The 24,871-nt window shown below is 61.2% G+C and carries 20 protein-coding genes and 1 pseudogene; 7 read left to right on the top strand and 14 right to left on the bottom strand.

Going from position 1 to position 24,871, the window contains the following annotated elements; translation table 11 throughout:
• Positions 1-105: 105 nt before the first annotated feature.
• From BM403_RS02335 to BM403_RS02310, 6 genes are read right to left on the bottom strand one after another with little or no spacing between them, the layout of a single operon-like run.
• Positions 106-708: an amino acid synthesis family protein gene (locus tag BM403_RS02335; RefSeq protein ID WP_056858423.1), complete on the bottom strand. Its 603-nt coding sequence runs from the start codon at positions 706-708 to the stop codon at positions 106-108.
• Positions 709-723: 15 nt separating this feature from the next.
• Positions 724-1,182, bottom strand: coding sequence for a VOC family protein (locus BM403_RS02330; RefSeq protein WP_056858422.1), 459 nt, complete (start codon positions 1,180-1,182; stop codon positions 724-726).
• Between the two features lie 11 nt (positions 1,183-1,193).
• Positions 1,194-2,234 (bottom strand): VPS10 domain-containing protein, encoded by a 1,041-nt coding sequence (locus tag BM403_RS02325; RefSeq protein ID WP_056858421.1) that lies wholly within the window; start codon positions 2,232-2,234, stop codon positions 1,194-1,196.
• 12 nt (positions 2,235-2,246) lie between these two features.
• Positions 2,247-3,041, bottom strand: coding sequence for an SDR family NAD(P)-dependent oxidoreductase (locus tag BM403_RS02320; protein WP_056858420.1), 795 nt, complete (start codon positions 3,039-3,041; stop codon positions 2,247-2,249).
• Positions 3,042-3,068: 27 nt separating this feature from the next.
• On the bottom strand, positions 3,069-4,559 hold the full coding sequence (locus BM403_RS02315) for an aldehyde dehydrogenase family protein (protein ID WP_093541431.1): 1,491 nt from the start codon (positions 4,557-4,559) through the stop codon (positions 3,069-3,071).
• A gap of 11 nt (positions 4,560-4,570) precedes the next feature.
• Positions 4,571-6,112, bottom strand: a complete 1,542-nt coding sequence (locus BM403_RS02310) for an acetolactate synthase large subunit (protein WP_093541429.1) — start codon at positions 6,110-6,112, stop codon at positions 4,571-4,573.
• Positions 6,113-6,400: 288 nt separating this feature from the next.
• Here BM403_RS02310 and BM403_RS02305 point away from each other — a divergent pair, with 288 nt between their 5' ends.
• Positions 6,401-7,159 carry an IclR family transcriptional regulator gene (locus BM403_RS02305; protein ID WP_065930139.1) on the top strand — a complete coding sequence of 253 codons (759 nt, stop codon included), beginning with the start codon at positions 6,401-6,403 and terminating at the stop codon, positions 7,157-7,159.
• A gap of 26 nt (positions 7,160-7,185) precedes the next feature.
• Here BM403_RS02305 and BM403_RS02300 read toward each other — a convergent pair whose 3' ends face one another.
• The 3 genes from BM403_RS02300 to BM403_RS02290 form a co-directional block, all read right to left on the bottom strand.
• Positions 7,186-8,508: an alginate export family protein gene (locus BM403_RS02300; RefSeq protein WP_175538043.1), complete on the bottom strand. Its 1,323-nt coding sequence runs from the start codon at positions 8,506-8,508 to the stop codon at positions 7,186-7,188.
• Positions 8,509-8,561: 53 nt separating this feature from the next.
• On the bottom strand, positions 8,562-9,983 hold the full coding sequence (locus BM403_RS02295; protein WP_056858416.1) for an aldehyde dehydrogenase family protein: 1,422 nt from the start codon (positions 9,981-9,983) through the stop codon (positions 8,562-8,564).
• An 81-nt stretch (positions 9,984-10,064) separates the two neighbouring features.
• Complete coding sequence (locus BM403_RS02290) at positions 10,065-11,513, bottom strand: APC family permease (RefSeq protein ID WP_093541427.1); 1,449 nt, start codon at positions 11,511-11,513, stop codon at positions 10,065-10,067.
• Between the two features lie 309 nt (positions 11,514-11,822).
• Between BM403_RS02290 and BM403_RS02285 the strand changes: the two genes are divergently transcribed.
• The 3 genes and pseudogenes from BM403_RS02285 (at position 11,823) to BM403_RS32420 (ending at position 15,584) form a co-directional block, all read left to right on the top strand.
• Complete coding sequence (locus BM403_RS02285) at positions 11,823-13,319, top strand: MFS transporter (RefSeq protein WP_056858414.1); 1,497 nt, start codon at positions 11,823-11,825, stop codon at positions 13,317-13,319.
• Between the two features lie 126 nt (positions 13,320-13,445).
• A pseudogene (locus BM403_RS32425) lies at positions 13,446-14,726 on the top strand (HAMP domain-containing protein); the annotation flags it as partial.
• 102 nt (positions 14,727-14,828) lie between these two features.
• A complete protein-coding gene (locus BM403_RS32420) occupies positions 14,829-15,584 on the top strand; it encodes a methyl-accepting chemotaxis protein (RefSeq protein ID WP_371913996.1) in 756 nt (251 codons plus the stop codon).
• On the opposite strand, the gene BM403_RS02275 is transcribed toward BM403_RS32420, so the two are convergent.
• A complete protein-coding gene (locus BM403_RS02275) occupies positions 15,532-16,548 on the bottom strand; it encodes a helix-turn-helix domain-containing protein (RefSeq protein ID WP_056858412.1) in 1,017 nt (338 codons plus the stop codon). The two genes, BM403_RS32420 and BM403_RS02275, sit on opposite strands and share 53 nt — an antisense overlap.
• A 212-nt stretch (positions 16,549-16,760) precedes the next feature.
• Between BM403_RS02275 and BM403_RS02270 the strand changes: the two genes are divergently transcribed.
• From BM403_RS02270 to BM403_RS02260, 3 genes are all read left to right on the top strand, one after another.
• On the top strand, positions 16,761-18,137 hold the full coding sequence (locus tag BM403_RS02270; protein ID WP_056858411.1) for an aspartate aminotransferase family protein: 1,377 nt from the start codon (positions 16,761-16,763) through the stop codon (positions 18,135-18,137).
• Between the two features lie 26 nt (positions 18,138-18,163).
• Positions 18,164-19,618 (top strand): aldehyde dehydrogenase family protein, encoded by a 1,455-nt coding sequence (locus BM403_RS02265; RefSeq protein ID WP_056858410.1) that lies wholly within the window; start codon positions 18,164-18,166, stop codon positions 19,616-19,618.
• 78 nt (positions 19,619-19,696) lie between these two features.
• Entirely contained in the window at positions 19,697-20,260 is a 564-nt protein-coding gene (locus tag BM403_RS02260; protein WP_065873520.1) for a cytochrome b, read from the top strand.
• A 36-nt stretch (positions 20,261-20,296) separates the two neighbouring features.
• On the opposite strand, the gene BM403_RS32085 is transcribed toward BM403_RS02260, so the two are convergent.
• The 4 genes from BM403_RS32085 to BM403_RS02240 all read right to left on the bottom strand — a co-directional run bounded on the left by BM403_RS32085 (position 20,297) and on the right by BM403_RS02240 (position 24,721).
• Positions 20,297-20,566 (bottom strand): hypothetical protein, encoded by a 270-nt coding sequence (locus BM403_RS32085; RefSeq protein ID WP_236447445.1) that lies wholly within the window; start codon positions 20,564-20,566, stop codon positions 20,297-20,299.
• 565 nt (positions 20,567-21,131) lie between these two features.
• The gene (locus tag BM403_RS02250) at positions 21,132-22,457 is read right to left on the bottom strand and encodes an alginate export family protein (protein WP_093541423.1); all 1,326 of its coding nucleotides are present in this window, start codon (positions 22,455-22,457) and stop codon (positions 21,132-21,134) included.
• 503 nt (positions 22,458-22,960) lie between these two features.
• Positions 22,961-23,437 carry an aromatic-ring-hydroxylating dioxygenase subunit beta gene (locus BM403_RS02245; protein ID WP_003232726.1) on the bottom strand — a complete coding sequence of 159 codons (477 nt, stop codon included), beginning with the start codon at positions 23,435-23,437 and terminating at the stop codon, positions 22,961-22,963.
• Entirely contained in the window at positions 23,438-24,721 is a 1,284-nt protein-coding gene (locus BM403_RS02240) for an aromatic ring-hydroxylating oxygenase subunit alpha (protein ID WP_065873523.1), read from the bottom strand. It lies immediately after the preceding gene.
• Between the last annotated feature and the right edge of the window lie 150 nt (positions 24,722-24,871).

Below are 24,871 nucleotides of genomic sequence, written 5' to 3'. Positions count from 1 at the left end.
GGAGCGAGCTTGCTCGCGAAGAACGCATAGGCACTGCATTTATCCAGAACGAAAGCGTGATCGTTAACGTTCTTCGCGAGCAAGCTCGCTCCTACATGGGTGTTTTCAGTGCAGGCCGTCCAGGCCCTTGACCTCTTCGGCTTTCAGGCCGCCCAACCGCGCATGCAAACGCCCGCGCGTGGCGAAGGCCCAGATCACGACGATTTCATCCGGCGAAGGGCCGTCGCCGAAGGTCAGGGAGAAACTGTCATAGTGCGAACGCACATACAACGCGTCCTTGTGCGCCAGCGGCACGTCGATGGTCGAACCTGGGCCGCCACGCTTGCCGGTGGACGGCACCCACGACTTGCCACCGCCCAGGGCCACGCGGATGGGATCGGCGGCCGGGTTGGTCAGCAGCGCGTTACCGTGCTCGTACTCGCCTGCGCTGCCCACCAGGATAGCCTTGCCGTAGCTGATGATTTCACGGCTGCCGGCGAGTGCCTGGATGCGCCGGCCGAATTCTTCGCCCAACAGCGGCGACGGCTCGACCAATTGCGCCAGGTCCTGGCTGAAGCGCCCGGCATACGGGTTGTCGATCACCGCGGCCACGGCATACTTGAACAACGGCTCGCCATCGGCCAGTTGACCGGTCTCGTTGGCCAGGGTTTCTTCAACGAAGCTGTACCATTTGCGGATGTGATAGCTGGCGAAATTTGCAGTTTTCATCAGGTAAACCTCGGTTCAAAGCGGGTCAAGGGGGTCAAGCGTGATGTTGCGACTCGGCGCGCCGGCGGCCTTGAAGCGGGCCTTGCCGCACGCATCGTCATGCTCGGTCTCGAGAAAGAATTCCATGCGATTGCAATCGGGGTCGTTGAAATACAGGCCGTTGCCGATTTCGTGATCGGTGATTTTCACCACCTCGACGCCCTTCTCCAGCAACATGCCGTAGAGCTGGCGCAAGGTAGTCATATCACCGTCGATTTCCAATCCGTAGTGCTGCAGGCCCAGGCCGCCCTGGTGGGCGCCGGGTTCTGCACGAATCAAGGCGATATCGTGGTGCTTGGTGCCAAACGCCATCATGACCCAGCTTTCGCCCCGGGCACTTTCGTGCATGCCCAGGATGTCGGCATACCAGCGCGCCGACACATCAGGATCACTCACAAACAGCGATATGTGGGTCCGAAGGATTTTGACTTTCATCACCGGTTACCTCAGTTCTTCTTGACGATGGATTGATGCCCGGCCTTGATCTGCGCCACGGCGGGCGTCCACAGCACATCGGCGATCTCACTGAATTCACGCCAGTGCTTCTGCCAGCCATCACCGCCGTTGTCGGACGTGAACAAGTGCCCGTACTTGGTGCCCGCCACGATCTGGCGCGGGTTGGCCGGGTTGAAGGCAAGCGCCCAGACGCAGGAGTTGGGCTGCTGTGGCAGGGGCAAGACGTTCCAGCTGAGCGCGGCATCGCGGGAAACGAGGATCTTGCTGGTGGTGCCTGGCGTACCGTCGGAAATGCTCAGGTACAGCTCGTTTTGCGTGCCCAGCGGCGCGTTCATGGCGCGCAGGTAGTACAAACCGAAGGCTTCGCGGCCGATGATACCGGTCCAGGTCAGGCCTTCATCCAGGCTGCGGTAGACCGCGTTCACGCACACCACCACGATGACTTTCTCGCCGTGATTGGGCAGGACCACGATGTTGTGGATGTCCGAGTTGTAGTCCCACAACAGGCGGTCATCGACACGGGTCCAGGTGTCACCGCCGTCACGGGAATGGAACAACCCGCCCTCCTCCAGGCCGAACCACAACTGGTTGCGGTCGCTGGGGTCATAGGCGAAGGCCAGCAGGCGTGGGCGACTGACGCCGTCGCAGAACTCGGGGATTTCCACCGGCGCGCGATCCCAGCTCAGGCCGCCGTCCAGGGTACGCCACAACACGGCGCGCGAAGGCGCGCCGGTGCCGACGAAAATCCGTTGCGCGTCCTGCGGGTCGACGGCGACTTTCCACACCGTCTGCCCGTTGAACGGCGAATCGACACGCTGCCAATGGCCACCGGTGTCGTGGCTGACACACAAGCCCACGTCGGTGCCGGCATAGATGCGCTCGGGCGTGTCGGGGTGCACGCTGAGGGAGCGGGTGATCGCATCGAACTCGAGGTCCTGCCCCAGGCCCAGGCGATGCCAGGTCTTGCCGTCGTCGGCGCTGCGGATCACCGCCTGCCCGACGGTGGCCACCAAAAGGGTTCCGTTACTCATCTGTGATCCTCCTCAGATATAGATGCCACGGGTCAAACCGCCGTCGATGCCGATGGACTCACCGGTCACCGCGCCGGCCTTCGGCGAGGCCAGGAAACCGATCAGCCAGCCCATTTCAATCGGTGCCAGGGTGCGGCGAATCGGCGTGGCGTCGATATAGGCTTGCTCGACCTGTTCGGCGGTCTTGCCTTGCTTGACCGCTTCGCGCTCGTACAACTCCTGGATATGCGGGGTATCGACGACGCCGGGGTGAATCAGGTTGACCGTGATGCCCAATGGGCCCAACTGGTCGGACAGGGTCTTGGTCATGTGCGCGATTGCCAGGTTGCGCATGCCCGAAAGCACTTTGCTGCTGCGCCCGGTAAGCCCGCCGATGTTGATGATGCGACCGAAGCCGGCGGCCTTCATGTGCGGCGTCACGGCCTTGGCACAACGGAAATAGCCGATCACCTTGGTGTTGAGGTCCGACAGCAGTTCATCGTCGCCGGCGTGTTCGATGTCATTACGCACCACGCCGGACGGGGCCGCGGCACCGTTGACGAGGATGTCGATACGGCCGAAATGCTTGTACGCAGCATCGACCATCTCCGACACGGCCTTCATGTCATTGGTGTCACAGAACAGCGGCAGCACTTCGTTGCCGGTCTGTGCCGTGATTTCTTCGGCAGCCAGCTGCAGGAACGCCATGCGGCGCGCGCAGATCACAACCTTGCAGCCTTCCTCGGACAGAAAACGCGCGACTTCCTTGCCGATGCCCATGCCGCCGCCGGTGACGATCGCCACGCGGCCTTTCAATTCCAGATCCATTGCCATTTCCTCTTGTGATTATTCAGTTCAGGCGAGATCGACAAACACGCTTTTGGTCTCGGTGTAGGCGTCGATCACGTTCTTGCCCATTTCCCGACCCCAGCCGGATTGTTTGTAGCCACCGAACGGTGAAGAGGGATCGACCACGTTCCAGCAGTTGATCCATACCGAGCCGGCCTTGAGCTGTGCAGCCACGCGGTGCGCCGAACGCAAGTCGCGGGTCCACAGGCCAGCGGCGAGGCCATACGGCGAATCGTTGGCGCGCAACACCAGTTCATCGATTTCGGTCCAGCTCATGACGGTCAGTACCGGGCCGAAGATTTCTTCGCGGGCCACACAGGCGCGCTCGGCACGGTCGAGGAAAACGCTCGGCGCAATAAAGTGACCACGTTCCAGGTGATCCGGACGACCGCCGCCGCAGATCAGTTCGGCGCCCTCCTCCTGGCCCCGCTGCAGGTAACCCTTGACGGTGTTCAACTGCCGCGCGGACACCAACGGCCCCATGCTGTTGGCCGGGTCCAGGCCATTGCCCAGGACATAGGCGGCGGCGTGGCGCTGCAGTTCTTCGAGCACCTGGTCGAGCACACTGGCGTGGACGTACAGGCGTGAGCCCGCCGTGCATACCTGGCCCTGGTTGTAGAAAATCCCATCGGCGGCCCCCTTGGCGGCGCGCGCAATGTCGGCGTCGGGCAGGATGATGTTCGGCGACTTGCCGCCCAGCTCCAGCGAGACCTTTTTCATGTTGACGGTGGCCGCCTGGGCGATCAGCCGCCCGACCTGGGTCGAGCCGGTAAAGGCGATCTTGTCTACGTCGGGGTGCTGTGCCAGCGGTGCACCAGTGTCGGCGCCAAGACCCGTGATCAGGTTGACGACGCCGGCGGGAAAGCCTGCCGCCTCGATCAGTTGCACCAGGCGGATCGCGATCAGCGGCGTCTGCTCGGCGGGCTTGAGCACCGCCACGCAACCGGTGGCCAACGCGGGGCCGAGCTTCCAAACGCACATGGTCAATGGGAAGTTCCACGGCACGATCAGCGCGCAGACCCCCACCGGTTCGCGCAACGTGTAGTTGAGCATCGGCGCGCCGCTGGCCGGTGATACGGGCAGCGTGCTGCCTTCGATCTTGGTGGGCCAGCCGGCAAAGTAGCGAATGATATTCGTCGCGCTGGCCGCTTCACCGCGCGCGTTGGCGATAGGTTTGCCGTTCTCCAGGGTGATCAGTTGCGCCAGTTCCTCACGGTGCTGGTCCAACAGATCGGCCAGGCGAAACAGCAACAGGCCGCGCTGCGCCGCTGACTGCAAGGCCCAGGTGCCGGTGAAGGCTGCGCGCGCGGCCGCAACGGCCGCATTCACATCACGCTCATCGCCTTGGGCGACTTCGGCCAGGGTCTGTTCAGTGGCCGGGTTTTCCACGGCAAAGCGGCGACCGCTGGCGGCGTCCTGCCACGTACCGCCGATGAACAGGCGACCGGGCTGCGCCAGGAACGCCTGGACGGCAGGTAATAATTCGGGCTGATACATAGTCGACTCCTTCACAGCGCCATTTCGATCAGGCAAGGACCACGGTCGGCCTTGGCATTGACCAGCGCCCGTTGCAGTTCGGCATTGGTCTGTACCGTGCAGGCCGGTACCCCGTAGCCTTTGGCCAGGGCCTTCCAGTCAATACGCGGGCTGTCGAGCACGGTCAGGCGCAGGGCTTGTGGGTCCATTTCGGTCATGCCGAAACGACGCAGCTCGTTCTGCAAAATCGCGTAGCGATGGTTGGCGGCAATCAGGATCACCACCGGCAACTGCTCGCGGGCGATGCTCCACAGGGTTTGAATGGTGTACTGGGCGCTGCCGTCCGATTGCAGGCAGAACACGCTATTGCCGCGTTCCGCCAAGGCGGCACCGAACCCCACCGGAATCCCCTGGCCAATCGCGCCACCGGTATTAGTCAATACCCGATGCCGCGCGGCGCGGGCGGAGGCGGTAAAAAAGGGATAGCCGCAGGTGCCGCCCTCAACCGAGACGATGCTGTCGTCGGGCAGTGACGCGGCCAGCACTTGGCCGATGGATTGTGGCGTCAGCTCGGCGTGGCCGGGTGGCAGTTCGATACCCTCCGGGGTCGGCACATAGGCCGGTGCATTCAGGGCATCGGCCAACGCCGTCAGCGCGGCGGAAACATCGTCACCGACTTCGGCCAGCGTCAGCAGACGTTCACGTTCGGCGAGGCGCGACGGGATGCCTTCGTAGCCAAAGTAGCTAATGGGCTCGGGCACGCCAGCACAAATGACCAGGTCGTACTGCTCAAGAATTTCAATCGCCACTTCCGGGAAATACGGCAGGCGATCCAGGTCCGGCAAGCCACCGCCACGGTAACTCAGGCGCGGAAAGGTCTCGGCAAACAGGCGCACGCCGGGCTGTTGCGCCAGGCGCCCCGCTGCTTCCAGTCCCGCGACTGATAAGCCCTCATCGCCGACGATGAACACCAGCCGCTTGCCGTCACGCAATGCCTGCGCCACGGTTTCGATCCGGTCACCGGCAAACCGGCGAACCGGTGCGCGCAACGGGGCGAATACACCGTTGTGCGTCACCGCGTGGGCTTGCAGGTCCATAGGCAGGATCAAACTGGCGATCTGGCCTTTGGCCTGCCATGCCGCATGCACGGCTTCCTGCAAGTCTTCACCGATACCCGCCGCCGTGCGCGAGGTACGCACCCAACCAGAAACGGTGCCGGCTAAGGCCTGGATGTCACTCGCCAAGGGCGGATCGTAGTTGACATGCCAGGAGGCGTGATCGCCGATGACGTTAACGATGGGTGTATTGGCCCGACGCGCGTTATGCAGGTTGGCGATGCCATTGGCAAAGCCCGGGCCCAGGTGCGTCAGGGTCATCGCCGGTTTGCCGGCGATGCGGCCATAGCCGTCCGCGGCGCCGGTACATACCCCTTCGAACAATGACAACACCGGCTTGAGGGCAGGTGCGCTGGCCATGGCCGCCACCAGCGGAATCTCGGTGGTGCCCGGGTTGGCAAAGCAGTACTCGATACCGCTTGCCGCTGCCGCATTCACTATCAGTTGCGCGCCATTCATTGTCAGCCCTCTCGCTTGAGCGTTTTCTTTGTTGAGATTTATCACACAATATAGAGTAACAAACAAGCATTTTATTAAGTTAATCTCTTTATTTGAGATTTAAGTGAATTTATAATCTGAAAAGCTTAGTCTGTCGACCTGCAGGGTCGGGCTTGCTCGAGAATGCGGTTTGTCAGTAACTTCCATCACTGGCCCACCGCTTTCACGCGCAAGACCGCTCCCACATTGGATCTGCGCTGTTTTCGCCTATAGTGCTTACCCGCATGCCATCCCTTCTCTAGGAACGAAATGAGCAGCCTGAGTAAATTGCTGAATGTCCTGGACCTGTTCGGTCCGGCGACGTTGAAGATCGACCCGGACACCATCGCCGAGCGCATGGGCCTGTCGCGCGCCACCGCGTATCGCTATGTCAAGGAATTGTGCGACGCCGGCCTGCTGACCCGCGTGGACGCCGGCCACTACGGCCTGGGGCCGCGCGTGATCGAGCTGGACTGGATGATGCGCCAGTACGACCCCATACTTCTGGCGGGGCGCGAGCTGATGCACGAGCTGTCGGCGCAGACCGGCCTGGCGGTGTTCGCCAGCGTCTTCTACGACGGACGCATCATCAACACCTACATTGCCGAACCCACCGACACGTATCACTTCTCCTTCGGGCGCGGGCATCCGCTGCCCTTTTTTCGCGGCGCGCAGTCCAAGGTATTGATCGCTTTCCAGAAAGGTCGACGCCTGCAGCGTCTGTTCGAAGAGCATATGGCCAGCGACCCGGAAAGCCCGTACGACTGGGCCAGCTTTGCCAAGGCCACAAAGAAGATTCGCAAGGATGGGTACTGCATGACCCATGATGAACTCAACCTCGGCCTGACCGGCATCGCCGCGCCCATCATCCAGCCGGATATCGACGAGGTGATCGGCAGCCTGTCCGCCGTCGGCAGCACCCAGAGCTTCAAGCTGCTGCGCCAGGAAACCGTGATTGAAATGGTCATGGACACCACCCGCCGGATTGCCGAGAACCTGCGCAATCCGCCGGGCGCCGCCGCATCCTGAGGTTCAGGCGCGGCGGCTGCGGTGGGCTAGAACGGCACGGCGATGGTCAACTGACTGTAAACGTTGGTGCCGTTGCCGGCGACCTGGTTGCCGCCCGTGGTGGCGTCCTGCTTGGGCTTGTAGAGGCCGATCAGCGGCGTGACGATCAGGTGCGGGTTGACGGCCCACTCGGCGTATACATCCAGCTCCCGAGCATTGAGGTTCAGCGCATTGCTTTTGCGTACGGTGTCGAAGTCGAAGTACAACGCACCCAGGGTCAGGTTTTCCAGAGGCGTGGCCTTGAGGGCCACGTGCTGGATGCTGGTGTTGCTATTGAACGGCCCGGCATAGTTGCCCGCGACTTCGCCCTGCAGCCAGGTGCCATAGCCAGTGCTCAAGCCGGTGAACAGCGAATCCCACTGCTGTGAGTAGCGGGTGTAGCGGTAGCTGACCTTTGGCGCCCAGGCGACATCGGCAAAGGTATAGCCGGCTTCGCCGTACCAGGCTTTTTCGGGGCCGGTGTCCTTGTCCTGCCAGGCATATTCGAACGCCAGGCTGACATTCGGCAGACCTGCGTCGCCTTCGCCGCGCACGCTGTAGACATTCATGCCCTTGCGCTGGCGCTGAAAATCACTGGCCCAGCGTTCGTTCACATCGATGCCGTGCACCCAGGTCAAGCCCAGTGTGCCCGGCTTGGTGGTGTAATCCAGGGTACCGGCGGCCACTTCGGTTTCAGCCTGGGCGCGGTTATCGGACTTGAGCCACAACAGGCTGCCGTGCAGACCATCCTTGCCGCCCAGCCGCAGGAACGCGGTTTGATCGAAGGCGTGCCGCGCGGCCAGGTAATACGCACCGCCACGGTTCATCGTGCCATTGGCCGGGCCCTTGCCCAGGTTCGGACCGTCGTCGTTGATCAGGAAGCCACTGCCGAGCTTGACCACCTGGCGACCGCCGGAAATGTCCACGCCATCCTTGCCCAGGGCCGGAAACAGGTCGCCGGAGCGCCAACCCAGGTTTGCATCTTCGATTTTGGTGGTGCGTTCGCTGCCCAGGGTATTGCCGGCCGGGTCGCCGTCACCCCAGGTCGCGGAACTGACGAGCGCGAAGGCGCCATAGGCGGTGCCATTGCCGGCCAGGGACTGGTCGCCGCTCAAACCATACTTGATGAAACCTTCGCGCCAGGTCGAACCGCCCGGCGTGCCGTCATAGTTCTTGCGGCTGTTGAACATGCCGAACACGGCGGTCATGTCGGCATTCAGATGCCGGCTCTCATCGCTGTACAACTCATAGGCCCGGGCCTGGCTGATGGCGCAAAGCGTCAACGTACAGGCCAACGTACCGCTGAGAAATGACGTGGAGGGATACCGCATGATCGAAGCTCCTTGGGTGCGCCTTTTGAGAGGCTGTCTTAGTTGTTGAGGCGTTATTCGGCTGCGCGCTTGTTGACGAACAGCAACTGCTGGCCGGTAAATTCCAGCAACCCTTCCAGGCCGAACTCGACGCCGAAGCCGGACATCTTGCTGCCGCCGAACGGCGTGTTCGGCTGAATGCGCGCGTGGCAGTTGACCCAGGCCACGCCACTCTCCAGACGGCTGGCCAATGCCTGCGCCTGCTCAACGTCCGGGCCCCAGACCGAACCGCCCAGGCCCATGTCGCCGGCATTGGCGCGGCGCAACACATCCTCGACATCCTGATAAGCGATCAGCGGCAATACCGGCCCGAACTGTTCCTCGTCGACCAGACGCTGGCCATCGGTCACATCCGCCACCAGTGTGGGCGGGTAGAAGAAACCAGGACGATTCAGGCGTGCGCCGCCACACAGCACCCGCGCACCGTGTGCCCGCGCATCGGCAATCAGGGCGTCCACCAGTTGCAGTTGATCAAGGTTCTGCACCGGGCCGAAGTTGACGCCGGGCTCCAGGCCATCACCGACCACCTGGCGCTCGGCAATCCGCGTCAGGGCCTCGGCAAACGCCTGGTACTGGGATTCGTGAATGTACAAGCGCTTGAGTGCGGCGCAGGTCTGGCCCATGTTGAGGAAGGCGGCCTGGAAGATCTCTTCGGCCACCTCCTCCACCGACGTACCCGGCAATACAATCGCCGCGTCGTTGCCGCCCAGTTCCAGGGTAAGGCGCTTGAGGTTGGTGGCGGCCCCGCGCATCACGCTTTGGCCGGTGGCGGTGGAGCCGGTGAACACAATCTTCTGGATCCCCGGGTGCGACGTGATCGCGCTGCCGAAACCCTGCTCGCCGGTCACGCAGTTGATCACACCGTGGGGCACATGACGCCCGATAATTTCGACCAGGCGCAACGTGCTAAGCGGCGTCAGGCTCGATGGCTTGCTGATCACGCAGTTACCCGCGCGCAGCGCCGGCATGATGTGCCACACGGCGATCATGAAAGGCCAGTTCCACGGCGTGATGGACGCCACCACACCCAAGGGCTTGCGGTGCAGTTCGATGCGCTGGGTCGGGGTTTCTTCCACCAGTTCCACGGCGATCTCCTGCCCGGCGGCGTAGCGGGTCCAGGCGGCGGCGCCCATGACTTCGGAAAACGCCAGCTCAAGCGGTTTTCCTTGTTCCTGCACGATCAGCCGGGCCAGTGCATCAGCGTCCTTTTCGATCGCATCGGCAATCGCATTGAGGTGCTCACAGCGCTGCCCATGGGTACTGTGGCGCCAGGTCTTGAAAGCGGCCTGAGCGGCGGCAACCGCCTCGTCCAACTGGGACAGCGAGCCGGCCGGGCATTGGGCGAATGCGGCGCCGGTGGCGGGATTGATCACGTCAAACTGGCCGTTTTCACCGGCAACCGAAACGCCGTTGATGAGCATCTTGTAATGGTGCATATGCAATTTCCTTTAACGCAGACGAGCCCTGCCGCACAACGGCAGCGAACAATTCACAGGAGAGAGGTTTCGAACCAGGCCTTAGAGCTTGTGACTGCCCAGGGCCAGGAACCGCTGCGGCGACACCTTGCGCAGGCGCGCGGCGAGATACAGGCCGCCCATCAGGGCTGCGGGAATCACCGCGCACAAGCTGTAGGACAAGAGCTGGCTGGCCCCCGTGAGCACATCGAAATGCGCCACCGCCAGTACCAGCACGCTCAGCAATGCCAGGCACGACAGCACCGGCAGAATGCGCCCGCGCAGCAGGCCGACCTTGAGTTCGGGGTGCCGATGGAAATACACGCAGATCGCGAACGAGGTCATCGCCATTAGCAGGATCACGCACAGGGTTGCCAGGTTGGAGAACCAGGCGAACAGCTGCAGGATCGGGTCGGCGTCCATCGCGGCGAAGATCAATACCACCACGGCCGCGATCAGGCTCTGCAAGGCAGACCCCATGTGCGGGCTCTGATGCACGCGGTGAGTGGTGCCCAGCACGCTGTGCAGCAGGCCGTCACGGCCGATGGCGTAGAAATAGCGCGCCGCGGCGTTATGGAACGCCAGCAGTCCGGCGTAGATGCTGACCATGAACAGCACGCGGATGACCTGGGTCAGCTGCGGGCCGACAAAGTGATCGGACATGCCGTAGATAAAGGTGGTGGGGTCTTGCAAGGCCAGCAGCATCGGCACGATTTTGTCCGCGCCCACGCCCACCACCATCGACCATACCGACAGCGCGTAGAACCCGCCGATCAGCAGCACCGAGCTGTAGGTGGCAATCGGGATGGTGCGCTGCGGGTCTTTCGCCTCTTCGCCGTAGATGGTCGTGGCCTCGAAGCCGATGAAGGCGGCAAAGCAGAACAGCAGGCCGATGGACGGAGTGCCGCTGAACACATGCTGGCTGGTGAACGAGTCGAGATTGACGCCGCTGTCGCCGCCGGTCTTCAGGATGGCGAAGTCGAGAATCAGGATCGCCAGGTATTCGGCGATCACCACCAACGACAGGACCCGCGCCGAGAGGTCGATCTTGCGATAGCCGAGAAACGCAATGCTGGCCATCGCCATCAGCGAATAGGCCCACCAGGGCAAGACCACGCCCGCCACGCTCTCCATGGTGCCGGCGACCACGCCACCGAACATGCCATACAAGGCGATCTGCAGGATGTTGTAGGCGAACATCGCCAGCACCGCCGCCGAACCGCCGGCCAGGCCACCCAGGCCCCGGGAGGTAAAGGCGTAGAAACCGCCGGCGTTGGTAACGTGACGCGACATGGTGGTGTAACCCACCGAGAACGCCATCAGCACCAGCAAGGCCAGGATCAGCAATGCCGGGGTGCCCGCGCCGTTGCCCAGCATGATGCCGATCGGGAAGCCGCCGGCGATCACACTGAGCGGACTCGCCGCGGAAATAACGAAGAAGATGATGAAGCCGACACCCAGGGCGCCACGCTTGAGCTCCGTGGAGCTGTTGACCGGGAGAGTTACGCTCATGTTCTTGACCTTATTGTATGAGGCAGTCGCTGTGGGGTAGCCCCGATCCAGGCGCTATCGGTGCCGGGTAGCGCTTTTATTGTTGAGGTTGGGCGCTGTATTCGATGCTATGCCCGCCCACGAACACCTCGCTATCCCAAATCGGTAACATCGCGGGCGGCGCCCCAAAACAGGTCAGGGCCCGATTCACTCCCCGCCGATTTGGGATAACGCTACGGGCCTGCAGTCGTGCAAGCTAGCATCACCCACCCTACGCCTGCCTGAGCCTGAAGTTGCCGGCGTCGGCCATTCAATTATCGAGTGCACCCTATGTCCGCCAAGCGCCGCTGGCTGATCCTCGGCATTATTTCCAGCGCATTGCTACTCATCGTCATTGACATGACCGTGTTGTACACCGCCTTACCCACCCTGACCCGCGAGCTTGGCGCGACAGCCTCGCAAAAGCTCTGGATCCTGAATATCTACGCGTTGATTGCCGCCGGCCTGTTGCTGGGCATGGGCACACTCGGGGATCGCCTGGGGCACAAGCGTCTGTTCCTCGGCGGGCTGGTTGTGTTCGGCCTGTTCTCGCTCATCGCGGCCTTCTCGCCCTCGGCCAATGTCTTGATCGGCGCCCGAGGTGGCCTGGCCGTCGGCGCGGCGATGATGATGCCCGCCACCCTGGCGCTGATCCGGCTGACGTTCAGCGACGCACGCGAACAGGCCATGGCCTTTGGTGTGTGGGCGTCGGTGGCCTCCGGCGGCGCGGCGCTCGGTCCGGTCGTGGGCGGCTTGCTGCTGGAGCATTTCTGGTGGGGCTCGGTGTTTCTGATAAACGTGCCGATTGTGCTGGCGGCGCTGCTGCTCGGAACGCTGTTGATCCACGACCATCCGGGCAATGCGCAGCGGCACTGGGACTGGCTGGGGTCGCTGCAGGTGATGATCGGTTTGATAAGCCTGGCCTATGCCGTCAAGGAACTCGGCAAGCGGTCGCCCTCCTTCGCGGCCATGCTGGTGGCGCTGCTGCTGGGTGCGTTGTTCCTGACGCTGTTCATTCGACGTCAGCGCCGGGTCGCACAGCCGATGCTGGAACTGTCACTGTTCGCCATGCCGCTGTTCAGGAATGCGGTGATTGCGGCCGTCGCTTCAGCCGTCGCGTTTATCGGCATGGAACTGGTGTTCAGCCAGCGTCTGCAATTGGTACTGGGGATGTCACCGTTGCAAGCGGCACTGTTTATCCTGCCGCTGCCCCTGGGTTCCTTCGTGGCCGGGCCACTGGCCGGCTACTACCTGTCGCGCCTGGGCAACCGGCGCATGCTGTTCTGGACCTTGCTGTTCTCGGCGGCCGCCATGCTGGCGTACCTGTTGCTGCACAACGCGGCGGTACCGCTGCAAATTGTCAGCCTCGCCCTGCTGGGCATGGCCATGGGCGCGGCGCTGACGGCGGCGTCCAGCACCATCATGCTCAGCGTGTCCACGGACAAGGCCGGCATGGCCGCGTCCATCGAGGAAGTCTCCTTCGAACTGGGCGGTGCCGCCGGCGTGACACTGGCAGGCAGCCTGTTGTCGGCGATATATGCCTGGTCCGCCAGTTTGAGCATGCCAGCCCGGTTGAGCCTCAATCCCCTGACGTTCGAGAGCCTGGACGACGCGCTGCTGGTGTCGGCAACGTTATCGAGCGATGACGCGGCGCTCCTGACAGGGCTGGCCCGTTCGGCGTTCGATACGGGCTTCGTGGCCGTACTCGCGGTACTGGCAGCCCTGCTGTTGATCGCGGCGCTGCGGGTCCGGCCCGGCCGGCAAGCAGCGGTCATGCCGCGAGCGTAGAAAAATGACCGAACCGGGCTCGTTAAAACCCCAAGGCCGGCCGATATATGACATACCCAATAAAAAGCCAGTGGCCCAGGCCAATGACTGGTCAACCGGCACGCTGTTCACTAGCGAGATACTCCGATGCTCGACACGCTCTCCATCCGCTTGAAAATCATCTTGCTGTCCGGCTTGTGCCTTCTGGGCGTGATCGGCCTGATCGTCAGCATGAACCTCTACCAGGGCAACCAGAACAGCCGGTTGATCGGTACGTCCAGCAGCAAGATGCTGACCGACAGCGGCGAGAACCTGCTGCTGGCCAAGGCCGCGGAACAGGCGGGCAATTTGCAGCGCGCCTTTGGCAACAACCTGTTGCTGATAACCGCCCTCTCCGACCAGACGATCCAATTACGGAACATGGCCGCCCAACGCGGCTTGCCGGCCGCGACGTTGCGCGAGGAAGTGAACCAGAGCCTGAAGACAACCTTCGAGCACAACCCGCAGATATTGGGGCTGTGGCTGGTTTTCGAACCGAACGCGCTGGAAGGCCAGGACAGCGAGTTCGTCAATGACGCGGCGCGCGCCTCCAATGAAAAGGGCCGCTTTTCCAGCGCCTGGAACCGCGGTGGCGGCGAATCGTTGAACATCCTTATTCCCGAAGCCGATTTGCACAAGACCGAGCTGAGCATCAGCGGCACCCCCTATAACAGTTGGTACACCTGTCCGCGAGACACAGGACGCACCTGCCTGTTGTCGCCTTACGCCGATACCCAGGCCGGGCAAGTGCAACTGATGACCACGCTGTCGACACCGCTGATTGCCGATGGCAAGGTCATCGGCACCCTCGGTGTGGACCTCGCACTCGGCGCCCTGCAAGCGGCGGCGAGCGATGCCCAGCGGACGCTGTTCAACGGCTCGGGCAGCATGCTGATTGTGTCCGACAGCGGCGTGCTCGCGGCCTACAGCAAGGACGCAGGCCAGGTCGCCAAACCGGTCAACGTCACGTTGGGCGAGCAAGGCAAGACGATACTCGCGGCTGTGGCGCAAAAAAAACCGGCGGTGCTGGCCGAGAATGACTTGATCCGTGCCGTCTACCCCGTCGCGCCCATCCCCGACGCGGCGGCGTGGGGCGTGGTCATCGATTTGCCCAAACAAGTCTTGCTGGCCGACTCGATCGCGCTTCAGGCCTTGCTTGACCAGACCCAAACCCGCGACACGCTGGAGTCGCTGCTGGTGGCCATCGGCGCCGGGTTGCTGGGCCTGCTGCTTATCTGGCTCACCGCCTCCGGCGTGACGCGCCCGATCAACAGTGTCGCGCAGATGCTCAAGGCAATTGCCAGCGGCGACGGCGACCTGACCCAACGCCTGCACTACAGCAAGAAAGATGAACTGGGCGAACTGGTGAACTGGTTCAACCGTTTCCTCGACAAACTGCAACCGACCATCGCGCAGATCAAGCAGAGCATCACCGATGCGCGCGGCACCGCCGACCAATCCTCGGAAATCTCGCGGCAGACCAGTGAAGGCATGCAGGTGCAATTTCGCGAGATCGACCAGTTGGCAACCGCGTCCAACGAAATGAGCGCCACCGCCCATGAAGTCGCCCACAGCGCCTCGAATGCGGCCCAGGCGGCACACGGTGCCGACCAGGCGTCGAGGGACGGCATCAGCCTTATCGAGCGCAGCACCCGCGACATCACCGCCCTGGCCAGCGAGGTCAGTAAGGCGGTGAATGAAGTCGAGGCCCTGGCGGTCAACAGCGAGCAGATCGGTTCGGTGCTGGAAGTGATCCGCAGCATTGCCGAGCAAACCAACCTGTTGGCACTCAACGCGGCGATTGAAGCGGCGCGCGCCGGGGAAAGCGGCCGGGGGTTTGCGGTGGTAGCCGATGAAGTGCGCAACCTGGCCAAGCGCACCCAGGATTCAGTGGAAGAAATCCGCCTGGTGATCGAGCGCATCCAGACCAGTACGCGCGGCGTGGTCGCCACCATGTATTCCAGCCAGACACTGGCCCAGGACAACGCCGGGCAGATCCACCAGGCCGTGCAGGCCCTGAGCAAAATCAGCGAGGCGGTCACGGTAATCAGCGACATGAACATGCAGATCGCCAGCGCGGCGGAAGAACAAAGCGCGGTGGCCGAAGAGGTCAACCGAAACGTCTCGACCATCCGCGGGGTGACCGAGGCCCTTACCGAGCAGGCCGCCGAGTCGGCGCAGATCAGCAGTCAGCTCAACGCACGGGCCAATCAACAGATGACACTGATGGACCAGTTCCACGTATAGCGCACGGCGCCAGGGTGGCGCGTGACGTCTGGGACGGCAACTCGGCGAACAGCGCATGGTACTCGGCCGCGAAATGGCTGAGGTGGTAAAACCCCCATTGGGCCGCTGCGTCGCCAATCGAGAGGCCCGCGGTCTGGGTGGACATCAAGCTGCGGCGCACGCCATTGAGCCGCACGCAACGCAGGTAGTTCAGGGGCGTGGTCTCGGCCACGGCGCGAAAACTGTTCTGCACGGTGCGCCGGCTCACCTGTAGGCGTTCGCACAGTTCGAACACACTGGGCACGTCGAACTGCCCGGCAGCCGCCATACGGTGGCATTTCTCGACGATAAAACTGCGTGTGGAACTGGGCGTGCGCTGCTGCTTGTCGCAGGCCGGGTCGGCCATCAGTTGCACCAGCTCATCGAGCATGGCCTGTTCCAGCGCCTGTTCATGTTGCCGCTCCTGCACGCTGTCGTGAGTCCCATCGGCCATGGCCTGGGCGAACAGCGCGAGCAAGCGCCGACGGGCCTCGGAGAAACGCTGGCTGGACACCCTGATAACCGGCTGGCGCAGCAACAGGCTGACGTCCTTCGCCGATGCCGTTTGCGCCAGTGCCTGCTCGAACAATTCTCGCTCGAAGGTAATCGACAGCAGCTGCATGCCCATCGGCATATGGAACATGAACTCCTCGCCGCCGTGCAGAAAGAACAGGCTGCTGTCGTCCACCTCACGCCCCTGCATGCGCATCGAACCCGGCACGTTGATCGGCACCGCGAAGCACATCTTGCCGCGCGGCGCGACGCCGTGTTGCACGACACGCTGGTTGATCTGTTCGAGGAAAACGTGGCAACCGCCCGTGGTCAGCTGCATCAGCGTACTCTCGGTCGAGCCGGCGGTTAACTGGTTGTAGTCCTGGTTCCACTGCTGCACGTTGGCGGCATGAACGTGCACGTCCTTAAAATGACCGGTGCTATTATTTCTCATAATGAGCGACACCTACTAATTATTTATTCTTTTAAGGCGTTTTTATTTCTTTATATTCTCACATAAAGCAATTTATGCAAATTCCAGCGCCATTTAAAGGGCACGCCGAATGACCTGCGCCAGCACGCCCATGTGCCGATTCGGGCTACCTGCCTGGCGCCCGCTACGGAGATGATCAACCCCACATAAAACACCCTTGCAGAGAATCCGTCATGAGTGAAGCCCAGCTTGCAGCCCTCCATTTTGCCGATGCACCGCGAATCACCTCCAGCGCGCTTCCCGGGCCCAAGACGTGCGAGGCCCTGGCACTGTCGGCGCGCACCGAGTCCATGGCACGCGGCGGCGGGCGCATGCCGATCGCCATGGACCGCGCCTTCGGCGCCACCTTCAAGGATCCCGACGGCAACACTTACATCGACCTGTCCGCCGGGGTCGGCGTGAGCAGCGTGGGCCGTTGCCACCCCAAAGTGGTGCAGGCCATTCGCGAACAGTCCGAAGTGCTGATGCATGCCCTGGAAATCAACAGCACCCGCCGCACCGAGCTGGCCGCCAAACTGTCCGAAATCGCCCCTGACGGCCTGCGTGGCGATTGCATTACCTTCTTCACGCAAAGCGGCAGCGACGCATTGGAAGCCGCCATCAAGTTCGCCAAGCGCATCACCGGGCGGCACCAGATCATCGCCTTCCATGGCGGCTACCACGGTGTCTGGAACGCCTCGGGCTCGCTGACAACCGGCACGGCCTACCGCAAGGGCTTTGGCGCACAGATGGGCGGCGTGATTCACGCGCCCTACCCTTACGCCTACCGCTTTCCCTTCGACACCACCCACAAAAGCGCCGAACAGATCGCCGGCGACTACATCGACTATCTGCTCAATACCCCGTACACCGCCGCCGATGACGTGGCGGCCGTGATCGTGGAACCGGTACAGGGCGAAGGCGGCTACGTGCCGCCCTCGCCGGAGTTCCTGCAACGGTTGCGCCAGGCCTGCGACCGCAGCGGCACCTTGCTGATTGTCGATGAAGTGCAATCCGGCGCGGGTCGCACCGGCAAGATGTGGGCGGTCGAACATTCCGGCGTGAAGCCCGACATGCTCACCTTCGGCAAAGGCATCGGCAGCGACCTGCCGATGGCCGGCCTGATTATGCGCTCGGACCTGGCGGCGAAGATTCCCGACGGCTCTATGCCCAATACCTTCGCCGCCAACTCGCTGTCCGCGGCCGTGGCGCTGACCAACATCAGCATCCTCCAGGACCCCGATCTCGACCTGCTCAACCGTGCCCACGCGCTGGGGCTGGAAGCCCAGGAACGTATCCGTGGCTTCAACAGCCCGCTCGTGGGGGAAGTGCGCGGGCGCGGCCTGATGATCGGTATCGAACTGGTCGAAGACTCCGTCAGCAAAGCGCCCCTGGCGGGCGAGAAGATCGGTCAGTTGATGGGCTACCTGCTCAACCATGGCGTCCTGATGATCCCCTGTGGCCGCTACAGCAACGTGATGCGCGTGATGCCTTCGCTGACCATTTCCCGCGAGCTGTTCTTCAAGGCCCTGGATATCTTCGGCGACGCCCTGGCGTCCCTCAAGGCCTGATCCTGCCCTCTTATGGAACACAAAAAATGACTGAGCACTTGAAGCATTTCATCGCTGGCTTGGCCGTCGACAGTTCCGACGGCCGTCGCCTCGACCTGATAAACCCGGTGACCGAACAGGTGTACGCCAGCTCCGCGCGCGGCACGGCCGAGGACGTGGACCGCGCCGTGGCAGCCGCGTACAGCCAGCTCGAGGGCGGCGCCTGGAGCCAGCTCGACGGCGCACAGCGTGGCCGGCTGCTGTCGAAGCTGGCCGACCTGGTAGAGCGCGACAGCGAATTACTCGCCGACCTGGACGCCAACGCCATCGGCCGCTCGCCCATCGAACCACGCCGGATGGACCTGCCCAACGCGATCGCCAATCTGCGCGCCGCGGCCGGCTGGGCCAACCAGCTTGAAGGCCGGACCATTCCCAGCGGCGGCTACTTCGGCACCCGGACCCTGTCGTACACGGTACGCGAGCCGGTGGGCGTGGTGGGTGCCATCGTGCCCTGGAATTCGCCGCTGATGATAACGGTGTGGAAGCTCGCCGCCTTGCTGGCGGCAGGCTGTACGGTGGTCATCAAGCCTTCGGAAGAAACCCCGCAATCGGCGCTGCACCTGGCGGCGCTGGCGCAGGAGGCGGGTTTCCCGGACGGCGTAATCAACGTGGTCACCGGCTACGGCAACGAAGTAGGCCGGGCCCTGTGCGAACACCCGCGCATCGCCAAGATCAGCTTCACCGGCAGCCCCGAGGCCGGACGCGAGATCCAGCGCACCGCCGGCGTGCTGTTCAAGCGCGTGGCCCTGGAGCTGGGTGGCAAGAGCCCGCAGATCGTGTTCGACGACGCGTCCTTCGACGACGCCTTGCGCGGCTGTGCACTCGGCCTGTTCGCCAACCAGGGCCAGGTCTGCGCCGCCGGTTCGCGCATTCTGGTGCAGCGCAGCATCGCCGAGCGTTTCGGTGCGGCGCTGGCCGAGGCTGCTCAGGCGGTGAACGTGGGCGACCCGCGCCAGCCCGGCGTCCAGATGGGCCCGGTGGCCAAGAAAGCCCAGTTCGAGCGCGTCAACCGCTACATCCAGCTCGGCATCGACGAGGGCGCCGTGCTACTCGCCGGCGGGGTATCGAGTCCTGAACGGGGCTGGTTTGTGCGGCCGACGATCTTCGCCCATGCGCGCAATGACATGGCGATTGCCCAGGACGAAATCTTCGGCCCCGTGGGCACGCTGATCGCCTTCGACAGCGAAGAGGAAGCGATCGCCCTGGCCAACGACTCCAGCTACGGCCTGGCGGCCACGGTATGGACGACCGACCTGTCGCGCGCGCACCGCGTCGCGGCGGCGGTGAAGGCCGGCGCCGTGGGCATCAACTGCTGGAGCCCGCTGGACGCCAACCTGCCCTGGGGCGGCCTCAAGACCAGCGGTATCGGCCGTGAAGGCGGGTTCAGCGGCGCGCTGGCCTACACCGAGGAAAAAGTGATTACCGTGCTGCTGCCTGCCTGAGCGTACTTTCCGCACTGACCGCGCCACCCTCGACAAGGGTGGCCCTTCAAACGTGCATAGAACCGTGGAGAGCCTTATATGACCCCATTAGATCAACCGACAATAGATCGGTACCCAACCGCCCTGCGCGTATTGCACTGGGTACGTGCCGTACTGGTCCTGGGCCTGCTCTGGGCAGGGTGGCACATGACCGGCCTGAACGATGAAGTGCCGAGCAAATACGAGCTGTATTACCCCTGGCACAAATCCTTCGGGTTACTGACGTTTCTGCTGGTGCTGACCCAGATCACCCTGCGCTGGCGGGCACCGAGCATTCCGCAACCGCTGGAGACACTGGCACCGTACGAGCGGATCCTTTCCAGACTGACGCAACGTGCAATGTATGCGCTGGTAGTGATCGTGCCCTTGATGGGGTACTCCATGTCGAGCACCTACACGATGAGCGACGGCGTGTTCTTTTTCGGGGTTAATTTGCCGGAGCTGCTGCCCAAGAATGACGATTGGTTCGCCGTGTTCCAATGGCTGCACAAAGTCCTCGCCTACACCCTGCTGGCGCTGATCGTGCTGCATGTGGTGGGTGCGCTCAAGCACCGGTTTTTCGACAAGGACCCGCGCAAAGACGTGCTGCGTCGCATGCTATGAACCAGGAAGGCGTTGGCGCAGGATGCCAACGCCTCGTTAGATATCGCTTGAAACGGAGCCCACCAAGGGTCTGGTGCTTGCGAAAGCAGCTCTGGAACATGAATGAGCTTTAGCACAGCCGGCGTCGATCTGGTGCGTCAGCAGGCCTGCGTCCATGGCTCTGCGCACCACCACACGTACCATGTGATAGGCCTCGCGAAACGACAGATCCGCTTCCTGCACTATCAAGTGTGCCAGCTCGATGTTCGGCGCCGCGCTGCGCAACACCAGGTAGAGGAGTTTCAGGCAGCGCAGGCTTTCTTCCACCACCTACCAGAACCCACGGGCGCCCTCCCGGTCGCCGTCGCCGGTATGGGAGAAATTGCTTCCCTTGATGCTGATGCTCGCCCCCCATCAGCAGACCGACGATATGCCCGCTGCGCCCCTTGAGATACTCCAGCACCGTCGGATTTTTATTCTGGGGCATGATGCGATGTCGCGGCGACGCTGTCAGGAAAGTCGATTGGGCTAAAATCGTGGGTGCTCCAGACGAAATAATCTTGGGCCACGCGACCCCAGAATAAAGCGGCCAAGAACCGCTCAAAAAGAGTGGCTGTCTAAAAAGGGTGCCCTCGGGAACGAGGGCACCTCCACCAAGGAGCAAAAGTGGAAACTATTCCAGGCGCACGGATGAAACGCTCTGCCGGTTTCTAGTGCTGACTGCGTTATTTACGTCATGCTTTTCTTTGATCAAGCTAGATCTCGCAAGAAGTACAGAACGTTTGCCAGGCAAAACTCGGCGATCCGACGGTGAGCTATGGCGTGTGCAGGGATACAACTTTATCTAAACGGCGAGGAACAAAAACAGGTGACATCAGTCACCTGCCAGGTATCAAAATGTCGTAGCAAACACCAACTGGGTGTACACATTTGTATCGTTGTTACCCAACTGCGTCCCCCCCTTCTCTGCACTCTTGTCTGGCTGGTAGATGCCTAACAACGGCAAAACGGTCAGGTGCTGATTAACGCGCCATTCGGCATACAAGTCGATTTCATGACCATCGGTGTTACTCACGTTACGATCGATGGTGTCGTAATTAAAGTACATGGCTCCGAGGGTCAGGCTTTCCAAAGGATTGACCTTGAACGTAACATTCTGGATACGAGCGTTATTGTTGAAGGGGCCGGCATAGTTACTGGCCACTTCACCCTGGAACCATGTGCCGTAGCCACGACCCGTCCCATAAAACAAGGTGTCATAACCCTCTGAAAAGCGGCTGTAGCGATAGCTGGCGCTCGGCTTCCACGGAGCATCAGCAAAGGTCCACCCTGCTTCCAGATACCAAGCGTCCTCATTCGCCGCATTCGGTTTGTTTTGCCTGGCGTATTCACCCGACAAAAACAGGTTTTCCACGCCCGCATTACCCACTGCGCGCACGCTGTAGGTCTTCATGCCTTCACGCTCAAGCTGCAGGGGCGAAGCGTACTGTTCAGCGATTTTCGTGGTATTGATGTACGTCAGGCCAACCGTACCGGCTGCAGCCACGTGTTCCAGCGTACCGACGTACATCTCGGTATTGGCCTGAGAGGGGTTATCGGATTTAAGCCACATCAGATCGCCACGCCAGCCCTCTTTACCGCCAATGCGCAACACGGCTGTCTTATCGAACGCTTTGCGGGCAGCCACGTAGAAAGCACCTCCACGATTGTACTGTCCGTCGCCGAGGCCGCGACCTGCACTGAAGGCATCGCCCTGAATAAGGAAGCCGTCGCCCACTGCAATATTCTGTCGACCGAATGAAAAGTCGATGCCGTCTTTGCCAAGGACTTCAACTAGGTTGCCCGAGCGCCATCCCAAATAAGCATCTTCAATCTTGGTGGTGCGCTCAGATCCATCTGTGTAGCCAGCAGCGTCCCCGTCCCCCCAAGTGGCCGAACTGACCAGTGAGAAGGCACCATAGGCCGTCCCTGCGCCTCGCAATCCCTGATCGCCGCTCACGCCGTACTTGATGTAGCCCTCTCGCCATGAGGACGCCCCCTGTGTTAACCGGCCAGAGGCTGGATAACTTTCACGACTGTGGAAAACGCCAAAAACCGCATCCAGGTTAGCATTGAGATGGGTGTCATCTCGGGAAAAAAGCTCATAAGCGCCCGCGGGAGTTGTTGCATTGAACAGTGCAGCGAGGGTCCAAAAGTGAAGCAGGGAATATCGACGCATGGTTGCATTTCCATTTTTTTTATTGGGTTAAGCGATACATTAAATGGGCTATTCCTCACCTGCATTTAAATGCCGCCAGGATTCTGCAGTCGTTGGGGTAGTCAATGGGAGCTACCGATTAATAGTTACGTAGTTTAAGTTTTAAACATCTGTTGCGTTTTTTTAAATCTTCACCTCCTCGCGATAGCTTGCTTGAATACCTCTCTAGCAGGCCTAACATGAGCATTATTATCTTTACAACAATCGAGTCTGACGTGCTTTTTCTGTAGAGCCTGTGCCACGTATAAGAAGGGCTAAAGATTTAAGTATGCTGACCCAACAGAAAACACCCGCTTCTATAGAGACTGATATTTAAATCTATAACCGACACCCTCAGTAGACCCTGTTCAACCCCGACAAAGTGCCTTCCGATCAAAACGCTTGGCGAGTGTCAGAAGGCACCGCTCTTATAGCCGGCAGAAACAGTGCGGGCACTCCTCGTCTCCGGCACCCGAACTGTTAACTTAAAGTATATAACCTATCCCGGCGAGTGCGTCGTCAGCGTTGATCAAACGAATCAACTTACGCTGAATTTTGAAAGTGTCACTAACGCGCTCAAGCTCGTAGACGATGTCCGCGCTGTAATGTTTGAGCGAGTCCTTACGGAACTCGCGCACGTTTTGCGCGCAACGGACCGTCACTTTTTCATCGCTTTCGAACAGCACACGAAAACGTGACAGGGTGCGCACGGTACGCGGCTGCGGGCTGGTGGAAATCGAATCACCTCCGGTCAGACGCTGGATTCGTAACTGACGCATGTGATGATCGTCATAGGCGTAGTTGAGGGTGTTTTCGAAGTCTTCTTCCTTGGGATTGATCGGGATAATGTAAGTACCCTTTTCGTTCCACAGGCTCAACCAGGTGTCGAATTCGCCATGGTCGAGCATGTCGCCTTCAGCCCAGATAAAAGCGGTGACTTGGTTCAGTAATTGCAGGTTCATTTACTTAGTCTCTGCCGTCATCATCTTTTTCCACTGCTGGTAAGCAGCTCGCATGCCGGTCTCGGCGCTTACGTCGCTGACCAGCCCGTCTTCGGTCGGTATCTCACCCGGCAGGCCACGGTTCAACATGATCCACAGGTCTTCGCCAGCACTGGCGCCTTTCTGCACACGCTCCCAGGCTTCGGAATCGTCCGGAGTACCAAAGCCCATCGGACCCTGGAAGTGCTCATGCAAACGCAGGCGGTAGCGGTTGGCTATAGCAGGGCCGCCGTCCATGGTGATTACCGAGTGATGAATTTCTGTCTCTGTCACCGATATCGGTTGCAGCGCGCGGAAAAACGCCATGGAACAGGCAACGTTGGGGAACAGGTTAAGATTGAAACCCGAGCCACCGACAGCACGAACAATACGGCGCACTTGCTGCTCTTCGATACCGTCTTCGCGCAATTGCGCAGCAAGCTCCTCGAAGCGCTCCGGAATCGGTTTGTCGAGATCGGCTTCAAGATCCACCAGGTCGGGGATCATCACCATTACGCTGTGCCCGTTACCAAGGTCTTCGACGTAACCCGGCCCTTCAACGAAGTCGAACAGTTTGAGGGTTTGCTCATCAACCGATGCCAGGAACGACTTGTGCACCAGCGGGAAGTGGTAAGCGTCTGTGGTATTTTCCAACTGGATTTTCCAGTTGCCCGGAAAGCGGAAACGGTGCTCGCCTGGGACCTTGATCGGGTAACCGGCGCCCTGTTTCATGAACAGGTCGATCCATTTCTTGGCAGGCCCGAGGAAGTCGACCAGTGGTTCGATGTCATCCTTGAGAGTGGCAAACAGCATGCCCGCATATTCTTCAACACGCAGGCTGACCAGAGGCAGCTCGCCCTTATCCAGGCAATCACCGTAGCTTTCAGGGCTCGGCACACCACGCAGTGAACCATCCAGCGCGTAACTCCAGCCGTGATATGGGCAGACAAAGCTGTTGGTCTTGCCCTTCTTGTGTTCGCATACCGTAGCGCCGCGATGGCGGCAGCGGTTGAGGTGCACATGGACCTGTTTCTTGCGGTCGCGCACCACGATCACCGGCTGCTTACCGATGTAGGTGCTTTTGTAGCTGCCCGCCTCCGGGATCTCGCTGACGTGCGCGACCCAGACCCAAGTACTGTAGAAAATCTTTTCCAGTTCCATGTCAAACAGCTTGGCGTCGGTGTACAACGAGGTGTGCACGCGGTCGTGCTTGATCAAGCTTGCGGGTTCCATATCAAGCCCGACAACGTTAATTAAATCGCTCACAATTAGTTACCTTTCTATCGCAATGTCACGAGAGTTATTTTGAAATAACCTTAAGCCCGCACCCACAGCTCATCAACCGCCGACCGCGAGAGGTTTATTGTTTTAAAGACAACAAGCGTCAGCCCACCTGGATCAAGCTTAACGGTGGTG

Origin of the sequence: Pseudomonas sp. OV546 (genome assembly GCF_900116845.1) — a bacterium.
GTDB classification, from domain to species: domain Bacteria; phylum Pseudomonadota; class Gammaproteobacteria; order Pseudomonadales; family Pseudomonadaceae; genus Aquipseudomonas; species Aquipseudomonas petroselini.
This window is presented reverse-complemented; position numbering and strand designations above follow the sequence as displayed.

Coding starts and splice junctions, on each gene's coding strand:
- BM403_RS02325 (WP_056858421.1), bottom strand. CDS start 2,234: ATGAGTAACGGAACCCTTTTGGTGGCCACCGTCGGGCAGGCGGTGATC.
- BM403_RS02275 (WP_056858412.1), bottom strand. CDS start 16,548: ATGAGAAATAATAGCACCGGTCATTTTAAGGACGTGCACGTTCATGCC.
- BM403_RS02295 (WP_056858416.1), bottom strand. CDS start 9,983: ATGCACCATTACAAGATGCTCATCAACGGCGTTTCGGTTGCCGGTGAA.
- BM403_RS02320 (WP_056858420.1), bottom strand. CDS start 3,041: ATGGATCTGGAATTGAAAGGCCGCGTGGCGATCGTCACCGGCGGCGGC.
- BM403_RS02250 (WP_093541423.1), bottom strand. CDS start 22,457: ATGCGTCGATATTCCCTGCTTCACTTTTGGACCCTCGCTGCACTGTTC.
- BM403_RS02245 (WP_003232726.1), bottom strand. CDS start 23,437: ATGAACCTGCAATTACTGAACCAAGTCACCGCTTTTATCTGGGCTGAA.
- BM403_RS02335 (WP_056858423.1), bottom strand. CDS start 708: ATGAAAACTGCAAATTTCGCCAGCTATCACATCCGCAAATGGTACAGC.
- BM403_RS32420 (WP_371913996.1), top strand. CDS start 14,829: ATGCAGGTGCAATTTCGCGAGATCGACCAGTTGGCAACCGCGTCCAAC.
- BM403_RS02305 (WP_065930139.1), top strand. CDS start 6,401: ATGAGCAGCCTGAGTAAATTGCTGAATGTCCTGGACCTGTTCGGTCCG.
- BM403_RS02265 (WP_056858410.1), top strand. CDS start 18,164: ATGACTGAGCACTTGAAGCATTTCATCGCTGGCTTGGCCGTCGACAGT.
- BM403_RS02290 (WP_093541427.1), bottom strand. CDS start 11,513: ATGAGCGTAACTCTCCCGGTCAACAGCTCCACGGAGCTCAAGCGTGGC.
- BM403_RS02315 (WP_093541431.1), bottom strand. CDS start 4,559: ATGTATCAGCCCGAATTATTACCTGCCGTCCAGGCGTTCCTGGCGCAG.
- BM403_RS02310 (WP_093541429.1), bottom strand. CDS start 6,112: ATGAATGGCGCGCAACTGATAGTGAATGCGGCAGCGGCAAGCGGTATC.
- BM403_RS02260 (WP_065873520.1), top strand. CDS start 19,697: ATGACCCCATTAGATCAACCGACAATAGATCGGTACCCAACCGCCCTG.
- BM403_RS02300 (WP_175538043.1), bottom strand. CDS start 8,508: ATGCGGTATCCCTCCACGTCATTTCTCAGCGGTACGTTGGCCTGTACG.
- BM403_RS02285 (WP_056858414.1), top strand. CDS start 11,823: ATGTCCGCCAAGCGCCGCTGGCTGATCCTCGGCATTATTTCCAGCGCA.
- BM403_RS02330 (WP_056858422.1), bottom strand. CDS start 1,182: ATGAAAGTCAAAATCCTTCGGACCCACATATCGCTGTTTGTGAGTGAT.
- BM403_RS02270 (WP_056858411.1), top strand. CDS start 16,761: ATGAGTGAAGCCCAGCTTGCAGCCCTCCATTTTGCCGATGCACCGCGA.